This is a genomic window from Spirobacillus cienkowskii (genome assembly GCF_037081835.1).
In the GTDB taxonomy this organism is placed as follows: domain Bacteria; phylum Bdellovibrionota_B; class Oligoflexia; order Silvanigrellales; family Silvanigrellaceae; genus Silvanigrella; species Silvanigrella cienkowskii.
Genome location: NZ_CP146516.1, coordinates 26,086 through 44,011, shown reverse-complemented (window position 1 = coordinate 44,011; position 17,926 = coordinate 26,086). Strand labels below are relative to the sequence as shown.

Genomic DNA, 17,926 nt, shown 5'->3' with positions numbered 1-17,926 from the left:
TTTAATAATAAATAAATTATAATAAAGATGCTGCAATTGTTGCCAATGGTGAGCGTTCTCCTTTAACCAAAGAAACATGTCCCGCAATAGCTTCTTGCTTCATTTTTTCAACAACATAAGTCAATCCATTTGATGCTGCATCAACATATGGGTTGTCAATTTGATAAGGATCTCCAGTAAGTATAACTTTAGTGTTTTCGCCAGCACGAGTCAAAATTGTTTTAATTTCATGAGGAGTTAAGTTTTGCGCTTCATCAACAATAAAAAACTGATTAGGAATGGATCTTCCTCTAATATATGTTAGAGGCTCTACTTCTAAAATTCCCTGATTTATAAGTTCATGATAACTTTGTGATAGTCTTTTTTGTCTTCCTTGAGTGACCCCACCTAATAATAATTCCAAATTATCAAAAATAGGCTGCATCCAAGGGTTTAATTTTTCTTCTAAAGTACCAGGCAAATAACCTACATCCCTACCCAACGGAAAAATTGGTCTACTTACCAGCAGCTTTTGGTATTTTGATTCATCTGTTGTTTTTTCTAGCCCTGCAGCAATCGCTAGAAGCGTTTTACCTGTACCTGCGGTACCAACTAAAGTGACTAACTTAACATCATCATCCAACAATAAATCTAGTGCAAAACTTTGCTCCAGATTTCTAGGATAAATACCCCATACAAAATCTTTTCCACCTAAATTTAAATTTTTAAGATGCCCAGTAACATGATCAAATTTACCATAAACAAATTGTAACGGTTCTCTAATATCTCTTAATATTACATACTGATTTGGCATAAGATCATAATCTTCTAACGAAACAGAACCCGAAGATAAATATTTCTTTAAAATTTCAGATTCTACTTCATATTCTACAATACCAGTATAAAGCTCTTCAATATTTACTTTATCTGCTTCAAAATCTGAAACATCTACACCAAGAGCATCTGCTTTAATTCTTAAATTAGAGTCTTTAGTTATAAGAATTACCGGCATATCAAAAGCTTGTTTTTTAAGTATTAATGCTACACTTAAAATAAGGTTATCAGGTTTTCTTTCAAAATGAGCAGGAAGTAATGCCATATCAGATTCTAAAACAACATAAACTTTACCACTGTCTCTTCTGTCGTTAAAAAGAGGTATTCCGTTACTTAATGAACCCTTTTCTCTTAAATCATCTAAAATTCTAGAAAAGTGTCTTGCGTTTCTCCCTGTTTCACTTAATCCTTTTTTAAACGTGTCTAGTTCCTCTATGACAGAAATGGGGATATACACATCATTATCTTCAAAAGAGAAAATGGCACTCGGATTCGATAACAACACATTTGTGTCAATTACAAATTTTTTTTTCAACCCATTACCCCTTTCAATTAACCTACCCTTTTAAAAAGAGAGTTCACTCTTACAAGAAATCAAATCTTAATCTATCATTCCATGAGAACGATTATAGGTTAACAGATACTCTCATTTTTTTTTAGATCAAAAGAAGGAGAAAAAAAGAAATGGCACTTATGCACTCCAAAGATCTGTTATGCACGGTTTCAGAAAGTGTTAAAAGAGAATTTAAAGACCAAAAATACATTTTATCATATGATGAATTTTTAGATGTTTTTAGTAAAGATTCTAGAAAATTAATTCGCAACTCCGCTGAATACATGCTCGACATGTTTAAATACTTTGGAGTTAGTGAAGTTAAATATGGTTATCATTTCACTAAGAGACATTTTAAATTATTTGAAAGGGTGCGTGGCAAAAACAAACCCGCCATTACAGGACAAGAAGAAGCTCATGAAAACATTTATCGTGTGCTTGAGCAATTTGTTAGACAAGGAAAAATTGACAAACTTATTTTACTCCATGGTCCAAATGGATCTAGTAAGTCTTCAACAGCAGAAGCAATAGCAAGCGGTTTAGAAGAATATTCAAAAACAGAGCAAGGGGTAGTTTACAAATTTAATTGGATTTTTCCATCGGATAAAATTGGCTACGAGGGGTTAGGAGACAAGTTAAATAAACACATTGGATTTGGAGATGATAATCCTACAAGAAATGGAAATAAAAGCTTTGCTCATTTAGAAGACGATGAAATAATGTGTAAAATAATAAGTGATATGAAAGAAAATCCAATTTTTATTTTACCTAAAAAAGAACGACTAGAATATTATAAAAAAATTACTGAAAACAGTATTTACCCAGAAGATATTCCTACATACCTTGAAGAGGGAGCAATTAGCGCTAAAAGCAAAAAAATTTTTGACTCACTATTAGTTGCATATAAAGGAGATCTTGAAAAAGTACTACGACATGTACAGGTTGAAAGATTTTTTTATAGTAGCAGATACCGTGTTGGAATTGCCTCTGTTGAACCACAAATGGCTATGGATGCACAAGATAGACAAATAACGATGGAAAGAAATATTCAAAATATTCCACCTGCACTCCAAAATATTCGAATTTTTGAGCCACAAGGTGAGCTTATTGACGCAAATAGAGGTTTTATAGAATTTGCTGATTTACTAAAAAGACCATTAGAGGCCTTTAAATATTTATTAACCACAATTGAAAAAATGAATATAAGTTTACCAAGTGGAATAGCTGATCTTGATTTGATAATGATGGCAAGTACAAACGAAAAACATTTGGATGCATTTAAAAATTCTCCAGATTGGCCTTCATTTAAAGGTAGATTTGAACTTGTCAGAGTTCCTTATCTTTTATCAGCAAAACTCGAACAAAAAATTTATGAAGAGGATATTAGAATAATAGAAAAAACAAAAAAAATTGGCCCTCACTCACTTACATTATTAGCGAAATGGGCGGTACTTACTAGATTACGACAACCGGATCCTGATTGTTACGATCCAAGTTTAAGAAATTTAATCGCAAGGCTAGATCCTTACGATAAGCAAGCTTTGTATGATGGAAATGAACCATCAAATACATTTACAGAAACAGAAAAAGGTTTGCTAAAAAAGAATGTAGATGAGATTTTAAGAGAAAGTCAAAGTTCAGTAGCATACGAAGGTAGATTTGGAGCAAGTCCTAGAGAAATGAAAATGATTCTTTATTTTGCAGCACAAAATGAAAGACATGATTCTTTATCTGCAATAACTTTATTCGATGAAATCGAAAAACTTACTAGAGATCGCACAATATACGATTATTTACAGTTTGAACCGCGAGGTGGCTATCACGATTATAGAGAATTCATTAAACATATTAAACAACAATATTCTTTAATCTTTCATAAAGAATTTTTATCAGCATTAAATTTATATGATGAAAATCAATATATCAAAGCCCTACAAAGATATATGAGGCACGTCAGCGCCTACCTCAAAAAAGAAAAAATACAAAATGAGATAACAGGAAGACAGGAAGAAGCAAACGAAACAACTATGGAAGAAATTGAAGCCTTAATGGGGGCAAGTGGCAATAAAAGAGAAATAAGAGAACGTTTGGTTGCTAAAATTGCCTCATGGAAAGTAGAAAGACCCACTGATGAATTAAATTTCTCCAAAGTTTTTGAAGCAGAATTATCAACTATTTCTAAAAGAATATATGAAAGTAAAGAAGGAGAAATAAAAAAGATTAAAAGCTCAATGATGATGCACGGTAGTGAGGATTATAAAAAATTACCCAAGGAAATATATGAATTATGCGAAAACACATTTGAAAACTTAGAAAAAATATTTAATTATACAAGAAAAACCGCTTGGGAAAGCTTAATATTTATAAATATAATGAAAAAATAATTAATTTTTATTAATTATTTTTCTTTTTTTATATGTTGTAAAATCTTTTATTGTTTTAGTATAAGAGTTTGAAAAATAAATTGAACTAACCAAAAAATCAGCTGTTGCAACGTTGCAAGCAAGCGGAACATTCCATACAACAGCAATTCTTAGCAATGCTCTAATATCGGGATCATGCGGCTGTGATTCAAGTGGATCCCAAAAAAATAGAATTAAATCTAATTTACCTTCTGTAATAAATGCTCCTGCCTGCATATCTCCACCTAATGGACCGCTTTCAAAACATGTTACTTTTAATCCAGTTTCTTTTTCAATTAATCTTCCAGATGTACCTGTTGCATAAAGTTCATGATCTGATAATTTATTACAATTTATATTTACCCAATCAATCAATTCTTTTTTCTTACTATCATGGGCAATCAAAACAATTCTTTTTTTATTTGGAATCGTTACTTTTTTAAAAAAATTTGGCATAAAAATCCCTAATTTTTTACTGAGTGAGAGCAGGAATATGATGAGTTATTAACAAATAAAAAAAGACAACTGAAACAATAATAAGAAATACTCCAACAACTAATTTTGACTCTTTAATACCCTCTTTAGAGATGCCTTTTTTCTCACCTGTTACCATAGATTTAACAAGATTTTGTTTTTCCATTATACTCATTACAATAGCAGCAAGCACATGTCCAATCACTAAAATCATAGTTATATTAGCAAATATTTCATGAAAATCCTTTGATTCAACAAACTCTTTATAAAGTAAAAATCCACTAAATGAAGTTAATAAAAATAAAATCATCAAAAATAACATCATAAGACCCGCAGCTGGGTTATGCCCAATATAATGATTTTTTTTCTTATAAAAAACATTATAAATATATTTTTTAATTTCTACAAAACGATATATAAATGTTTTAAATTTTGAATATTTAGTACCAAAAAACCCCCAATAAATACGAAATAATAAGAGTAAAACACCTGTATATCCAAAAGAAATATGTAACATTTTATATTCTTCTGACTCTGAGGTTAGCCATGAACCAACAAAACAAATTGCTAATCCCCAGTGAAATATTCTTACTGGAAAATCCCAAACCAAAACTTTATTATTCATTTAGGCACACCCCGCCTATTAAAGAGTTAATTCACAATTTATTTAAGAGATATTAAATATGCGAGAACATCTGCTTTTTCCTGCCAAGTACATTCGCGACCAAGTACATCATTACAATTCCGTTTAAACCATTTGTTTACCTTTTCTTCTTTAGTAAATCTTTTTGGATTAAATGCAGGTGCAAGAGGCTTAACTCTTTTACCTGTTTCCATGTGCTTGCCTTGCGTTGTGGGGGGATTATTATGGCAACTTGCGCAACTCCATTCTTTTCCGTGTGTTTTTGTAAAAAATTGCTGCCCTCTAGAAATAGAAGACTTACCAGACAATTTTTCGTATTGTGTTAAGAAATCTTGTGGAGTTTCAGCAAATGCAGTTACTGAGAAAAAAGCTAATAATAAGAATGCTCTTATCATTTTTATCTCCATTACTTTTAATAAATTATTTTATAAATTTATTATATTAAATAATGGCAAACAATAAAAAATATTTGCATTGTAAAGTGTATAGTTTTTTGGCTGTAAAATTAACCTATTACTTGTTTATCCTAAGAATAATTTAAATAAATTTTTAAATTATTCTTACTCAACAGTTACGCTTTTAGCTAAATTTCGGGGTTGATCAACATCTGTACCTTTTTTTACCGCAATCCAATATGCTAATAAGTGCATTGGTACTGTAGTTAAAAATGGGAGAATAAGATCACTACATTCTGGTATTCCAATAAAATCATTTGAAATACTTTGTAAATCATTATCTCCTTCTGTACCAATAGCAAGAATTTTACCACCTCTTGCCCTAATTTCTTCTATGTTACTTAATGTTTTTTCATAATACAAATCTTTAGGAGCAATGCACACAACATGCATATTTTCATCAATTAACGCAATTGGCCCATGCTTTAATTCACCTGCAGCATAACCTTCAGCGTGAATATAAGAAATTTCTTTTAACTTTAAAGCTCCCTCTAAGGCTACAGGCCAATGATACCCTCTGCCAATATATAGCAAACTTGATAAACTCGCATATTTTTCAGAAATATCTTTAATTAAATTAGATTTTTCTAATAATTTTTCTATAAAACTTGGTACTTTAACCAATTCGTCTATATATTCTGTAATTTTTTCAGAACTTAATTTTTTATTTTCTTGTGCTAAAGCTAAAGCAAGTATCATTAAAGAACTTAATTGGGCAGAAAACGCTTTAGTACTAGCGACACCAACTTCTGGCCCTGCAAAAATTAAACTTTCTTCATCACAAACATGCGCAATACTGCTACCAGGAACATTAACTATTGCAATTGTTTTTGCATGATTTTCTTTTGCGAACTTCATTGCTTGAAGTGTGTCAATAGTTTCACCACTTTGCGATATTGCAACACACAAGGTCTTACTATTCATAGTTGGCGCTTTGTACCTAAACTCACTTGCTAACTCTACTTCAACAGGAATTCCAGAAAATTTTTCTATAAAGTAACGAGATAAACAACCAGCATAGTAACTCGTTCCGCATGCGATAATTTGAATTCGATCAATTTCTGTTAATTTTAAATTCTTAATTCCGTATCCAGATAAATTAATTTTACCTGATAATTTATCATATCTTCCTTTAATAGTTTGAGCGACTGCTTGTGGTTGCTCGTGTATTTCTTTTAGCATAAAGTGATCATAACCATTTTTTTCTAACATACTTGTAGACCAAGAAACTAAAATAGGATCTCTATTTATTGGGTTTCCAGTAAAATCAACTATAGATATATCTTCTGCTGTTAAAAAAGCTATTTCTTTATCTTCAAGAATTATTACAGACCGCGTATGATCTACTAAAGCTGTAATTCCAGATGCCATATAATTTTCATTATCCCCAACTCCTAAAACTATTGGAGAACCATATTTTACTACAAATAAAGTATCTGGTATTTCTGTACATAAAATTCCAAAAGCAAATGCGCCCTTAATTTGCGAAACTACAGCATAAATTGCTTTTTTCATTTTTTCTATTGGTTTTAGTTTATCATTTTGTTTTTTATATTCATAATTTAATAAATGAGCAGCAACTTCTGTATCTGTTTCACTAAGAAAATTATATCCTTTTTCAATCAAAAAATTCTTAATCGTTTTATAATTTTCTATTATACCATTATGCAATAAAATTATATTTTCTGAACGATGAGGATGTGCATTTGCTTCCGAGGGTTTTCCATGTGTCGCCCAACGAGTATGGCCAATTCCAATTTTTGTAGAGCTAGGAAATTTATCAAGTTTTTTTTGTAAATTTAAAAGTTTACCTTCTGCACGTTGAATAAAAACACCGGTAGAATCCATCATTGCTATACCTGCAGAATCATATCCTCGATATTCTAATCGTTTTAAAGCATTATAAAAAAATTCAGGTGTGGCTCCAGAGCCAATATATCCTATAACTCCACACATATTTTCACCTCATTTCGCATTTAAAAATTTTTTTTGAAATTTTAATTCCATTTCTTTCAATTGTTCTTGGGAATTTATCCCCAAAAGTTCTTCTTCATTTTTACTAATTAAATAACCAACTTTACCATCAAGTTTACTTGCTAATATAGGAACATCTGTTAAATAATATTCTTTGGAGGCATTTTCATTTTTTAATTGCGGCAATATCTTTTGAAACTGAAAATAATTACCACATAAAAATCCAGAATTACAAAGTAGAATTGTTTTTTGTTCTTCAGTGCAATCTTTTTCTTCGCAAATTTCTAAAAAATTTCCATTTTTATCAGTTATAATTCTACCATAGCCAAAAGGATTTTTTGTTTTAAATGCCAATATAGTAAAATAATTTTTTTGTTGTAGATGAAAATATATAAACTCTTGAAAAGTTACACTACTAACAGCAGGCGTATCTCCATAAGCAATAAGTATATTTGTTTCTAAATCTGCTTCTTGCACAAAATATTTAGATACCGCTTCTATGCCACAGCGTGCAGCATGCCCTGTTCCTAATGGCATGTCTTGATATGCTAATTTTATTGTTATGTGACTTGGAAATTGATGATTTTTAATCAACTCTTCAACCACTGTTTGAGTTGGAGCAATAACTATAACAATTTTATCAATACCAGTATCAATCAATGCGTGCATTGCCCAAATTAAAAGAGGTTTACCATACAGTACATGTGCTACCTTAGGAATATCAGATTTCATTCTTTTACCCATTCCTGCAGCAAGCACAACTCCAATAGTTTTTTCTTTAAGAATTTTTTGTATTTCCACAAAGTCATCCTTCATGACAAATTAATTTAAAAGTAATTAATTTCTTAGCTTCTTTTCTCTCAATAAATTACATAAACTATCAGAGAAAAGGCATAGTTGGCTTCACCATCATGCAAGCACATTGTACGTAGTACAATGTGCTTAGCACAAGCAATAAAAACCTCTTTCTACTTGAAATATGGTTTATAAATTTTTTAGCCCACCGAAAAAGCAAGATTTTTATTAAGAATTATTTTTAATTTATAAAATATTTAGGAATTCGTTGTGTTTTAATATATTATTGTAATTTTGAATTAATTATTGAATTTAAGTCCCACAGCTGCAACCCGATTTTTTTCTACGCTCTTGAAAAAATGATTTTAATAGCCGAGAAGACTCCTCAGAGCATACACCAGCAATGACTTCGCATCTATGATTTAAACGACTATCGTTCAATACATTAAATAATGACCCAACAGCACCTGCTTTAGGGTCTGAAGCCGCAAACACAACTCTAGGTATTCTTGCAAGAATTATAGCCCCTGCACACATAAAACATGGCTCAAGCGAAACGTAAAGGGTACAGTCTTGAAGACGCCATTGCGACCGAGATTGACAGGCCTTTTCTATTGCAATGAGTTCTGCATGAGCGGTGGCCGTTTTATTTGTTTCTCTAAGATTATGCGCTTCTGTAATAATATTTTTATTAGAATCTACAATAATGGCGCCAACAGGGACCTCACCAATAGCTGCGGCATTTCGAGCTAAATCAAGGCATCTTGTCATAAAGTGATTATGGTCAGCTATATTAAATGGAAACAATATGAATAACGCTTATAAAAAAAGGTGGCGGAGCGAGAGGGATTCGAACCCTCGGAAGAGTCTCCCCTTCGCGCCCTTAGCAAGGGCGTGGTTTAAGCCAACTCACCCATCGCTCCCAAGGGAAAATGTGGCGCGCGGTAAGCGATTCGAACGCCTGACCGCCAGATTCGTAGTCTGGTGCTCTATCCAGCTGAGCTAACCGCGCAACATACAGCAGCTAAAGATACTTCCTTACTGCAAGGTGACTTGTGATGTACAAAATCAAAAAAGATTAGTCAACATACAATCACGATTTTTTATTCATTGAGGTTAATATTAGAAAAAACTCCTAGAAGTTTAAAAGCTTTAGGGAATCAAAAAAAACTCCTAGAAACATTTGATTCTTTTGTGTTATGCCTTTTCAGATTCTTGCCTATATGGCTAAGTAATTCATTTCACCAAGAAACTTTACCCTGAAAGGATCTCTCGTGCCTCCTTATCATTTAATCAAAAAAGCAAGAATAATTATAACCATACTAACAAGCTTATATGTTACTAATAATTTTGAATCTTTTGCTAACACAGACAATAATATAAAAAAACCTTTAGAAAATAAAAAAATTTGTATGGTGCTCGACAAGGGAGGCAAAGACAATCATTCGTTCAACGAATCGGCAGTCATTGGTTTTGGTAAAGCACTCAAAGACTTCAATATCAACAAAGGGAGTAAATTTGTAGAACCAAAAAATGATTCTCAAATTGCCCAATTTTTTAGGAGCTTTGCAACATCAGCTAACTGTGATTTAATTATTGCAATTGGCTTTAATCCATCAACATACCTACCAGAACTTGCACAAAAATACCTTGATAAAAAATTTCTTGCTATAGATACGAACATCGAAGACAAAAACAAAAATCACAACATCCGTTCTATTACATTTCAAGAACATGATGGCTCATTTTTGGTTGGTGCCGTTGCAGCAATGAAGTCGGTTTCAGGAAAAATAGGTTTTATTGGAGGCATGGATATTCCACTTATTCGCAGGTTTGAAACAGGTTATGTCGCTGGCGCTAAGTATTTAAATCCTAAGATAAAAACAACTAGCTCATATGTGGGCGTGACCCATGACGCTTGGAATAATCCGGCCAAAGCAAAAGAACTTGCACTTTCGCAATACAACGAAGGAATTGATGTCATTTTTCAAGTTGCGGCAAACTCAGGACAAGGTGTATTTGATTCTGCTGAGCAAATGAATAAAAAATTTAATAATAAAAAAGCTTTTTACTCTATTGGAGTTGACTCAAATCAAAACTGGATTAAGCCAGATATAATTATTACAAGTATGGTAAAAAGAGTAGATAAAGCAGTTTACAGTAGTATAAAAGATTTTTTAGACGACAAATACACCGCAAACCACATTTCATATGGATTAAAAGATGGAGGAGTAGATTGGGCTTTAGATGAACATAACAAGAAATTTTATTCTGAAAATCAAATAAAAACAATTCAAGATATTAAAGAAAAAATAATTAATGGAAAAATTACCGTTCCTGATTATTATGAAATTGAAAAAAAATAAAGTGTTTGAGTAATATGAGGTTTATCAGAATGAATAAATATATTCCAGAATTATTTTTTGTAATTAAATATAATGTTTTTACAAAAACAAAACTTTCAAAAAACCTTAAATTTCTCAATATAAAAAACAAGATTTCAAACCATAAAAAAGGCAATGTTGAGATAAAAAAAGTCAAAATACTCTTAATGACTTTGCTTGATAAAATTATAAATTTAGATCAAATTCTAAAAAATCCTTTGTTTCTTAACCTAAACAAAGGATTTTTTTAATGATATTACAAACTACGACATTTATTTTTTCTTTAAAAATATATACTTATTTTAGCCGCTCTTCATTTATCAAGAAAATAAACACAGGGTATAAAATAATATATAATTTTTTTACTTTATTAAAAAACATAACTTATTTTATTGGAGCATAAAATTAGCATGAAAACATCAAATTTTATAAAAGTACTTATCGTTTCTCAACTTATTTATTTTAATTTTTTGTCTTACGGAAATACTTCAAGCTCATCTTTAGAAAAAAATCCTAAAATTTGCCTTGTTCTTGATAAAGGTGGTAAGGATGACAAATCCTTCAACCAATCAGCTTATGAAGGTTTTGTCAAAGCACAAAAAGAATTAAAAATCTCTAAAGATAGCAAGTTTGTTACAGTTAGAGAAGATTCACAATCTCAGCAATTCATGCGGTCATTCTCTTCTGGAGAGTGTGCGTTAATCATCGCAGTTGGGTTTAATAACTCAGATACGGTCGGTAAAATTGCAAAAAAATTTCCTAATCAAAAATATATATTAGTGGATTCTAATATTAATGAACCGAACATAAGATCAATATCATTTCAAGAACATGAAGGTAGTTTTCTTGTTGGAGCGATTGCAGCAATGAAATCAAAGTCTAAACAAATTGGCTTTATTGGGGGAATGGAAATTCCTTTAATTAAAAGATTTGCCTTAGGTTTTGAATCAGGGGCAAAATATATTGATCCAAAAATTAAAACCACAGTAACTTATGTAGGAATAACTTCTAGCGCTTGGAATAACCCAACAAAAGCAAAAGAGCTCGCTATGTCTATGTACAATCAAGGTTCTGATGTCATATTTGTTGCAGCAGGAGGCTCATCTCAAGGTGTGTTTGATGCTGTTATGGAAGTTAATAAAAAACAATCAAAAAAATTTATTATTGGAGTAGACTCTAACCAAAATTATATTGCGCCAGGTCTTGTCCTTACAAGTATGGAGAAAAAAGTTGATTTAAAAGTATTTGAAGCAATTCAAGATTATTTAAACAATAAATTTACAACTGGTGTTATTAGATATGGTTTTTCAGACGGTGGTATTGATTGGTCGTTAGATAGTCATAACAAATCATTATTTAATAATGAAGAAATTCATAAAATAAATAAAATAAAACATGGAATTATTGATAATGAAATTGAGGTTCCAGATTATTATAAAACGAGTAAAAACTAAAACACTTAAATAACAACTAAGATAAGTACAAAATGAAAACTAAATGTAATAACTCAGAGTCAAATATAGCAGTAGAGTTCAAAAAAGTTAAAAAAACTTTTGGCAATGTTGTCGCTAACGATAATATTAGTTTTTCTGTTAAAAAAGGAACAATTCAGGCTTTAGTTGGCGAAAATGGTGCGGGAAAATCCACTGCAATGAAAATATTGTTTGGATTGTATAAAGAAGATGAAGGAGAAATTTTAGTTAATGGAAAACCACAACACTGGAATTCGCCTAAGGATGCCATCAAAAACGGCATTGGTATGGTTCATCAACACTTTATGTTAGCAGAAAATGTTACTGGTTTAGATAACATTATACTTGGCGATGAATCACATACTTTGCTTCTTCCTTATATTCCAACACCATTTAATTTTATTGATAGAAAAAAAGCAAAATTAGAAATAGAAACTATAGCTAAAAAATATGGGTTAAATGTTCCATTAAACATTAAAATTTCAAAGCTTCCTGTTGGTATGCAGCAGCGAATAGAAATATTAAAACTTCTTTATAGAAACGCAGAAATTCTGATACTAGATGAACCTACTGCAGTATTAACCCCTATCGAGGTGAATGAACTATTTGAAAATCTTAGAAAGCTTAAAGAAGAAGGTAAAACAATAATTATTGTTACACATAAACTTAAAGAGGTTTTAAATTTTACTGATAATATTGTTATTTTTCGCTCAGGTAAAGTTGTAGGAGAAATGAGAACTTCTGAAGCAACTGAAGAAAAAATTGCTTCTATGATGGTTGGAAGAAATGTAAATTTATATCCTAATATTCCTTCAAATAAAAATGTCGGAAATCCTGTTTTAGAAATAAATAACGTTACATTAAAAAACTATCAAACCAAAGATTCCAAAAGAAATTTGCTTCATGAAGTTTCTCTTACTGTAAAGGCCGGTGAAATTGTTGGCATAGCTGGTGTTGAAGGAAATGGGCAATCAGAGCTTATTGATATTATTTTTCATCCACAAAAATATTTCGGAAAAAAAATTTCTTCTCATCATCCTGCCACTGGTGATATTTACCTTCTAGGTAAAGCAATAAAACATAAAAAAAGCTCACAAATGTTGGATTTAATTGTTGGTTTAATTCCAGAAGACAGACACAAAAACGGTTTATTACTTAATATGTCAGCTGAAGAAAATTATATTTTAGGCAGACATTGGGAAAAGAAATTTAGATTTGGTTTCCTACAAAAAATTAAAGAAATTCAAAAAACAGTTGCACAAGAAATGATACAATATGACGTAAGACCAAGAAATTCAAAACTTAATGCTTCTGGATTTTCTGGGGGAAATCAACAGAAAATAATTATTGCACGTGAATTTGGAAAAGAACCCAAATTAATTGTAGCTGCAAATCCTACCCGTGGCGTTGATATAGGCGCAATTGAGTATATTCATAAACAAATCGTTGCCGAAAGAGATAAAGGAGTAGGAGTATTATTAATTTCTTCAGAATTGGATGAAATTATAACACTATCAGACAGAATTGTTGTGATGTATGGCGGAAGTATTGTGGCTGAATACAATAGAAATGAAGCAAATGAACACACGCTCGGTCTTGCAATGTGTGGTGGTTTACCAAACTCTTACAGGGGGAATTCAAAATGAATATCATTCGCCCCATTTTAGCTACCATTATTGCCTTAGTAATTGGATTACTTATTACTTCTTTTGCTGGAGAAAATCCTGTTGAAGTTTTTTTAATCTTTGCAAAATCTGGTTTTGGATCAGCTTACGATTTTGGAATGACTTTAACATACAGTATGCCGCTTATTCTTACTGGTTTATCTGTTGCTGTCGCATTTAAAGCCAAAATGTTTAACATTGGCGCAGAAGGACAACTAACAATAGGTGCCTTAGCAGCAGCTTCTGTAGGTGTACTCTTTCCTAATGTTCCGCAACTTTTCGCTCCTTTATTTGCTGGTATTTGTGCAGCACTTGCAGGCGGTTTTTGGGGAAGTATTGCAGGATATTTAAAAGCCAAAAGAGGCGCTCATGAAGTTATAATTACTATTATGCTAAACTTTATAGCTGCAGGAATTGCAAGTTATGTAACAGTATATCTACTTAAAGACCCCAACACTCAAAATCCTCAAACCTTACCAATTGATAAAAATTATGTGCTCGAATCTTTTAATTTCTTTCAAGGTGCTCCTGTTACATCTGCCTTATTTTTATCAATAATTATTGCTTTATTAACTTGGCTATTTTTATATAGAACTCCTCTTGGTTATGAAATTCGATGTGTAGGTGATAATGAATCAGCAGCTTCTACAGCAGGAATCAGTATTTCTAAAACTCAAATTTTGAGCATGTTTATTGCCGGTGCAATTTCTGGACTTGTTGGCGTAGGAGAAATATTAGGACGCTCAGAATGTTTTAAACTTGATTTTTCTCCGGGATATGGTTTTACAGGAATTGCGGTCGCATTTCTTGCTAGAGGAAATCCAATTGCGATCATTTTTTCGGGTCTTTTATTTGGAGCTCTTCAAAAAGGTTCTAGTGATCTTGAAATTTACACCCAAAATGTAACATCTGATCTCGCTTTAGTACTTCAAGCTTTTATTATTCTTGCTGTATCTGCTGATGGATTGTGGGAAAAATTGTTAACTAAAAAAAGGCTCAAGAAACATGGAATGGATTAACCTTTTATCTTCAATCTTTGGTGCTACAATTCGCATGTCAGCCCCTCTTATATTTGCAGCCCTAGGAGGCTTATTTAGTGAGCGTAGTGGTATTATTAACATTGCCTTAGAAGGTAAAATGTTAGCTGGTGCATTTACTGCAGCCGCAGTGACAACCCTCACGCACTCACCATTTCTAGGCTTTTTATGTGGAGGTCTAGCCGGCATGGTTATGTCAGCTATCTATGGGCTTTTTGTAATAAATTTTAAATCGAATCAAATTGTAACAGGAACAGCCATAACAATCCTAGCTGCTGGTAGCGTTCCATTTATAGCTCAGCTATTATTTCAAAATACAGGCTCAACTCCTGAAATACCAATGGATAACAGATTTATTCATGGACCAATTATAGCTGCTTGGGTTATAATTGGTCTTACTTGGGTTTGGTTTAAATACACACCTTATGGAATGTGGCATAAGTTTGCCGGTGAGCATCCTGATGCTTTGCAAACATCAGGAATAGATGTGATTCGAACAAGATGGAGTGGTATACTATTATCTGGTTTTCTAGCAGGTCTTGGAGGAGCAACCTTGTCGATCTGTTTATCAAGTAGCTACACAAGAAACATGACTGCAGGGCGTGGATATATGGCTCTTGCAGCATTAATCGTTGGTGGATGGAAACCTTTAGCGGCTGCATTTGCTTGTTTGGCTTTTGGATTTTTTGATGCATTGGGGATTACTTTACAAGGAATTCAGATTCCTAAATCCATTTTTGAATTTCAAATATTAAACCATATCTGGAACTTTGTTGTCTCTCCCCAATTTATCCAAATTATACCTTATATTTTAACTATCGTGATTGTCGCAGGTTTTGTTGGTAAAAGTCGTCCTCCAAAAGCTTTAGGTCAGCCTTACTTAAGAAACAGATAGCTTTTAAAATATTTGTTCTTGGAGAAGCCTAGTGAGTATTATTAAAGTTTATACAAAAACAGGTGATAATGGTACAACTGGGCTAGCCGATGGGAGCCGAACATCAAAAGATGACTTAAGAATAAATAGTTTTGGCACAATTGATGAATTAAATAGTGTTATTGGTATTTGTAGACAAAATATACAGCAAATTTCTAAAAAAGAGCAAAAAGTAATTAATAATTGGTTACTAGCAATTCAAAATGATCTGTTTAATATTGGTTCTGATTTAGCTACTCCTATTCAAGCTCGCTGGCAAAACATGGTACTTATAACAAGTCATGATGTAACTCAACTTGAAAAAATGATAGATTATTGTCAAAATTTACTGAAACCTTTACAAGAATTTGTTTTGCCTGGCGGAACGCTTCTAAACTCATACTTACATCTAGCTCGTACCGTTTGTCGTAGGGCCGAACGAATAATTGTAAAACTCTCAAAAGAAAAAGAGATCAATCTGTTTATTATTCACTATATTAATAGACTTTCAGATTTTTTATTTGTTTTATCTCGTTGGGTGCAAAGTTTACTTAAAATAGATGAAGTAAAATGGGATAAAAATATGGGAGTACGCTCTATTTTTTTAGATCACTCTAAATAAACATTCATTTTTTTTGGAAACAAAATGATTTATTTTAAAATTACTTTTATTATTAGTATTTTGTTTTTAATACAAAGCTGCAATCATTTATTTTATCACCCCAATTCTAGGATTTATACAGATCCTAAAATATTTAATCTAAATTATAATGAAATAAACATATTAACAGAGGATAAAGTTAATTTAAATGGTTGGATAATTTATGCTAATACAAAAAAGCCCATTGCATCAATTCTACATTTTCATGGCAATTCTCAAAATATTACAAGTCATTTTTTATACTCAAGTTGGCTATCTAACTATGGTTTTGACATTATAATTTTTGATTATAGAGGTTTTGGTAAATCTTCTGGAAAACCCACAAGAGATGGTTTGATTAAAGATGGTATAGCAGCATTAAATTGGACCAAAAAAAATTCCAGAACCGCTGAAAACTTTATATTAGGGCAAAGCTTAGGAGGCGCGGTTGCAATTCCTGCCTATGTACAAAACTCTGTTCCAAGTATTAAAGCAATAATTTTAGATAGTACTTTCTCATCTTACAGAAGAATAGCTCGGCAAAAAGCTGGGGATTTTTTTATAACCTGGCCCTTTCAATGGCCTTTAAGCTTTCTTGTGTCTGACGATTGGAGCCCTATTGATTCAATATCTCAAATTCAAATTCCAATTATTTCTATTCATAGTTTGAATGACCCCATTGTCCCATTTGATCTTGGTAAAGAGCTTTATAGTCAAATTAACTCAAAAAAAGATTTTTGGGAGATTCCTCAAGAAGGGCATTGCTCTGCATTAATTCAAAAAGATAGTACCTATAGAAAAAAACTTATAAATTTTTTGTGTAATCAGCTGCCTAAAAAAGAAGAAATATGCAATATTAACTAATTTTATTTGGTATTTACGAACTCCAAATAACCGAATAACGAATTGAACCAAAACTTAATACGCCTCTTTGACCAGAACTAACAGGACCAACCCCTGCAGGAGTCCCAGTAAATATCAAATCTCCCGCCACCAATGGAAAAAACTTGCTAATATACGAAACACACTCTACGGGATTCATAATCATATGTTTTCCAAAACTTTCTTGTTTAATTTTGTCATCTAATGAAAACGTAAATTTTTCATCTAAATAATTAGAAAACTCAGAAAGCCTTAGCCATGGCCCAACAATTGCGCTATCCGGAAACACCTTACTTGTTGTCCAAGGGTGACCATTCTTTTTTTGAACTGTTTGTAGATCTCGAAGAGTCATATCCAAACCAACAGAAACAGCGCCAATTGCTTTTTCGGCATCTTTAAGATCAAGCTGATACCCACCTTTATCAAGCCTTAAAACTATTTCAGCCTCATAATGCAGCGAACTAGAATTCGTAGGAATAGACAACTCAAGCTCTTCATGGTCAATGGCGGCTCTTAAAATACTTTTCGGCTTTAAAAAAAGAACTGGTTTATCTGGTATAGCGTCTCCCAACTCTTTAGCATGATCGCTATAATTCTTGCCAACACAAACAATTTTATCCATAACTAAATCTCCAAGGGTCAAAAACCCCTTCTAAAACGCACATCAATTTTTTTATTGGCATGTGCCAGACGGTAATTTAAAGAAAGCATTTGATAATGTCTACAGACATTAAAAAAAGAGTTAAAAACCCTTTGATAAATGATTTCAATTTAAATAGAAAAAATTGTTATTCAACGCTAGTCTGTTTCCATAAAACGTTTGGG

At 31.9% G+C, this 17,926-nt stretch carries 16 protein-coding genes and 2 tRNA genes; 8 read left to right on the top strand and 10 right to left on the bottom strand.

What is annotated here, in order from left to right; genetic code table 11:
• Positions 1–16: 16 nt before the first annotated feature.
• A complete protein-coding gene (locus tag Spiro2_RS00205) occupies positions 17–1,348 on the bottom strand; it encodes a PhoH family protein (RefSeq protein WP_338636282.1) in 1,332 nt (443 codons plus the stop codon).
• A 149-nt stretch (positions 1,349–1,497) separates the two neighbouring features.
• Here Spiro2_RS00205 and Spiro2_RS00200 point away from each other — a divergent pair, with 149 nt between their 5' ends.
• A complete protein-coding gene (locus tag Spiro2_RS00200; protein WP_338636281.1) occupies positions 1,498–3,750 on the top strand; it encodes a hypothetical protein in 2,253 nt (750 codons plus the stop codon).
• On the opposite strand, the gene Spiro2_RS00195 is transcribed toward Spiro2_RS00200, so the two are convergent.
• The 8 genes from Spiro2_RS00195 to Spiro2_RS00160 all read right to left on the bottom strand — a co-directional run bounded on the left by Spiro2_RS00195 (position 3,751) and on the right by Spiro2_RS00160 (position 9,121).
• Positions 3,751–4,224 (bottom strand): methylglyoxal synthase, encoded by a 474-nt coding sequence (locus Spiro2_RS00195; protein ID WP_338636280.1) that lies wholly within the window; start codon positions 4,222–4,224, stop codon positions 3,751–3,753.
• A gap of 16 nt (positions 4,225–4,240) precedes the next feature.
• On the bottom strand, positions 4,241–4,867 hold the full coding sequence (locus tag Spiro2_RS00190; protein WP_338636279.1) for a cytochrome b/b6 domain-containing protein: 627 nt from the start codon (positions 4,865–4,867) through the stop codon (positions 4,241–4,243).
• A gap of 38 nt (positions 4,868–4,905) precedes the next feature.
• A complete protein-coding gene (locus tag Spiro2_RS00185; protein WP_338636278.1) occupies positions 4,906–5,280 on the bottom strand; it encodes a DUF1924 domain-containing protein in 375 nt (124 codons plus the stop codon).
• Between the two features lie 165 nt (positions 5,281–5,445).
• Complete coding sequence (gene glmS, locus Spiro2_RS00180) at positions 5,446–7,296, bottom strand: glutamine--fructose-6-phosphate transaminase (isomerizing) (protein WP_338636277.1); 1,851 nt, start codon at positions 7,294–7,296, stop codon at positions 5,446–5,448.
• A gap of 9 nt (positions 7,297–7,305) precedes the next feature.
• Positions 7,306–8,115, bottom strand: coding sequence for a sugar phosphate nucleotidyltransferase (locus Spiro2_RS00175; RefSeq protein WP_338636276.1), 810 nt, complete (start codon positions 8,113–8,115; stop codon positions 7,306–7,308).
• Between the two features lie 306 nt (positions 8,116–8,421).
• Complete coding sequence (gene tadA, locus Spiro2_RS00170; RefSeq protein ID WP_422398044.1) at positions 8,422–8,901, bottom strand: tRNA adenosine(34) deaminase TadA; 480 nt, start codon at positions 8,899–8,901, stop codon at positions 8,422–8,424.
• A 40-nt stretch (positions 8,902–8,941) separates the two neighbouring features.
• Positions 8,942–9,032, bottom strand: a tRNA-Ser gene (locus Spiro2_RS00165).
• A gap of 12 nt (positions 9,033–9,044) precedes the next feature.
• A tRNA-Arg gene (locus Spiro2_RS00160) sits at positions 9,045–9,121 on the bottom strand.
• Between the two features lie 262 nt (positions 9,122–9,383).
• On the opposite strand from Spiro2_RS00160, the gene Spiro2_RS00155 reads away from it, so the two are divergent.
• The 7 genes from Spiro2_RS00155 (at position 9,384) to Spiro2_RS00125 (ending at position 17,083) form a co-directional block, all read left to right on the top strand.
• On the top strand, positions 9,384–10,475 hold the full coding sequence (locus Spiro2_RS00155; protein WP_338636273.1) for a BMP family ABC transporter substrate-binding protein: 1,092 nt from the start codon (positions 9,384–9,386) through the stop codon (positions 10,473–10,475).
• 428 nt (positions 10,476–10,903) lie between these two features.
• The gene (locus tag Spiro2_RS00150) at positions 10,904–11,947 is read left to right on the top strand and encodes a BMP family lipoprotein (RefSeq protein ID WP_338636272.1); all 1,044 of its coding nucleotides are present in this window, start codon (positions 10,904–10,906) and stop codon (positions 11,945–11,947) included.
• A gap of 32 nt (positions 11,948–11,979) precedes the next feature.
• On the top strand, positions 11,980–13,611 hold the full coding sequence (locus Spiro2_RS00145; protein ID WP_338636270.1) for an ABC transporter ATP-binding protein: 1,632 nt from the start codon (positions 11,980–11,982) through the stop codon (positions 13,609–13,611).
• Entirely contained in the window at positions 13,608–14,648 is a 1,041-nt protein-coding gene (locus Spiro2_RS00140; protein WP_338636269.1) for an ABC transporter permease, read from the top strand. Before Spiro2_RS00145 ends, Spiro2_RS00140 begins: the two co-directional genes overlap by 4 nt.
• Positions 14,635–15,561 carry an ABC transporter permease gene (locus tag Spiro2_RS00135; protein ID WP_338636268.1) on the top strand — a complete coding sequence of 309 codons (927 nt, stop codon included), beginning with the start codon at positions 14,635–14,637 and terminating at the stop codon, positions 15,559–15,561. Before Spiro2_RS00140 ends, Spiro2_RS00135 begins: the two co-directional genes overlap by 14 nt.
• A gap of 31 nt (positions 15,562–15,592) precedes the next feature.
• Positions 15,593–16,201: a cob(I)yrinic acid a,c-diamide adenosyltransferase gene (locus tag Spiro2_RS00130; protein ID WP_338636267.1), complete on the top strand. Its 609-nt coding sequence runs from the start codon at positions 15,593–15,595 to the stop codon at positions 16,199–16,201.
• A gap of 24 nt (positions 16,202–16,225) precedes the next feature.
• Entirely contained in the window at positions 16,226–17,083 is an 858-nt protein-coding gene (locus Spiro2_RS00125; protein ID WP_338636266.1) for an alpha/beta hydrolase, read from the top strand.
• A 13-nt stretch (positions 17,084–17,096) separates the two neighbouring features.
• Here the strand turns inward: Spiro2_RS00125 and Spiro2_RS00120 are convergent, their stop codons facing one another.
• Entirely contained in the window at positions 17,097–17,723 is a 627-nt protein-coding gene (locus Spiro2_RS00120) for a fumarylacetoacetate hydrolase family protein (RefSeq protein ID WP_338636265.1), read from the bottom strand.
• Positions 17,724–17,926: the final 203 nt, after the last annotated feature.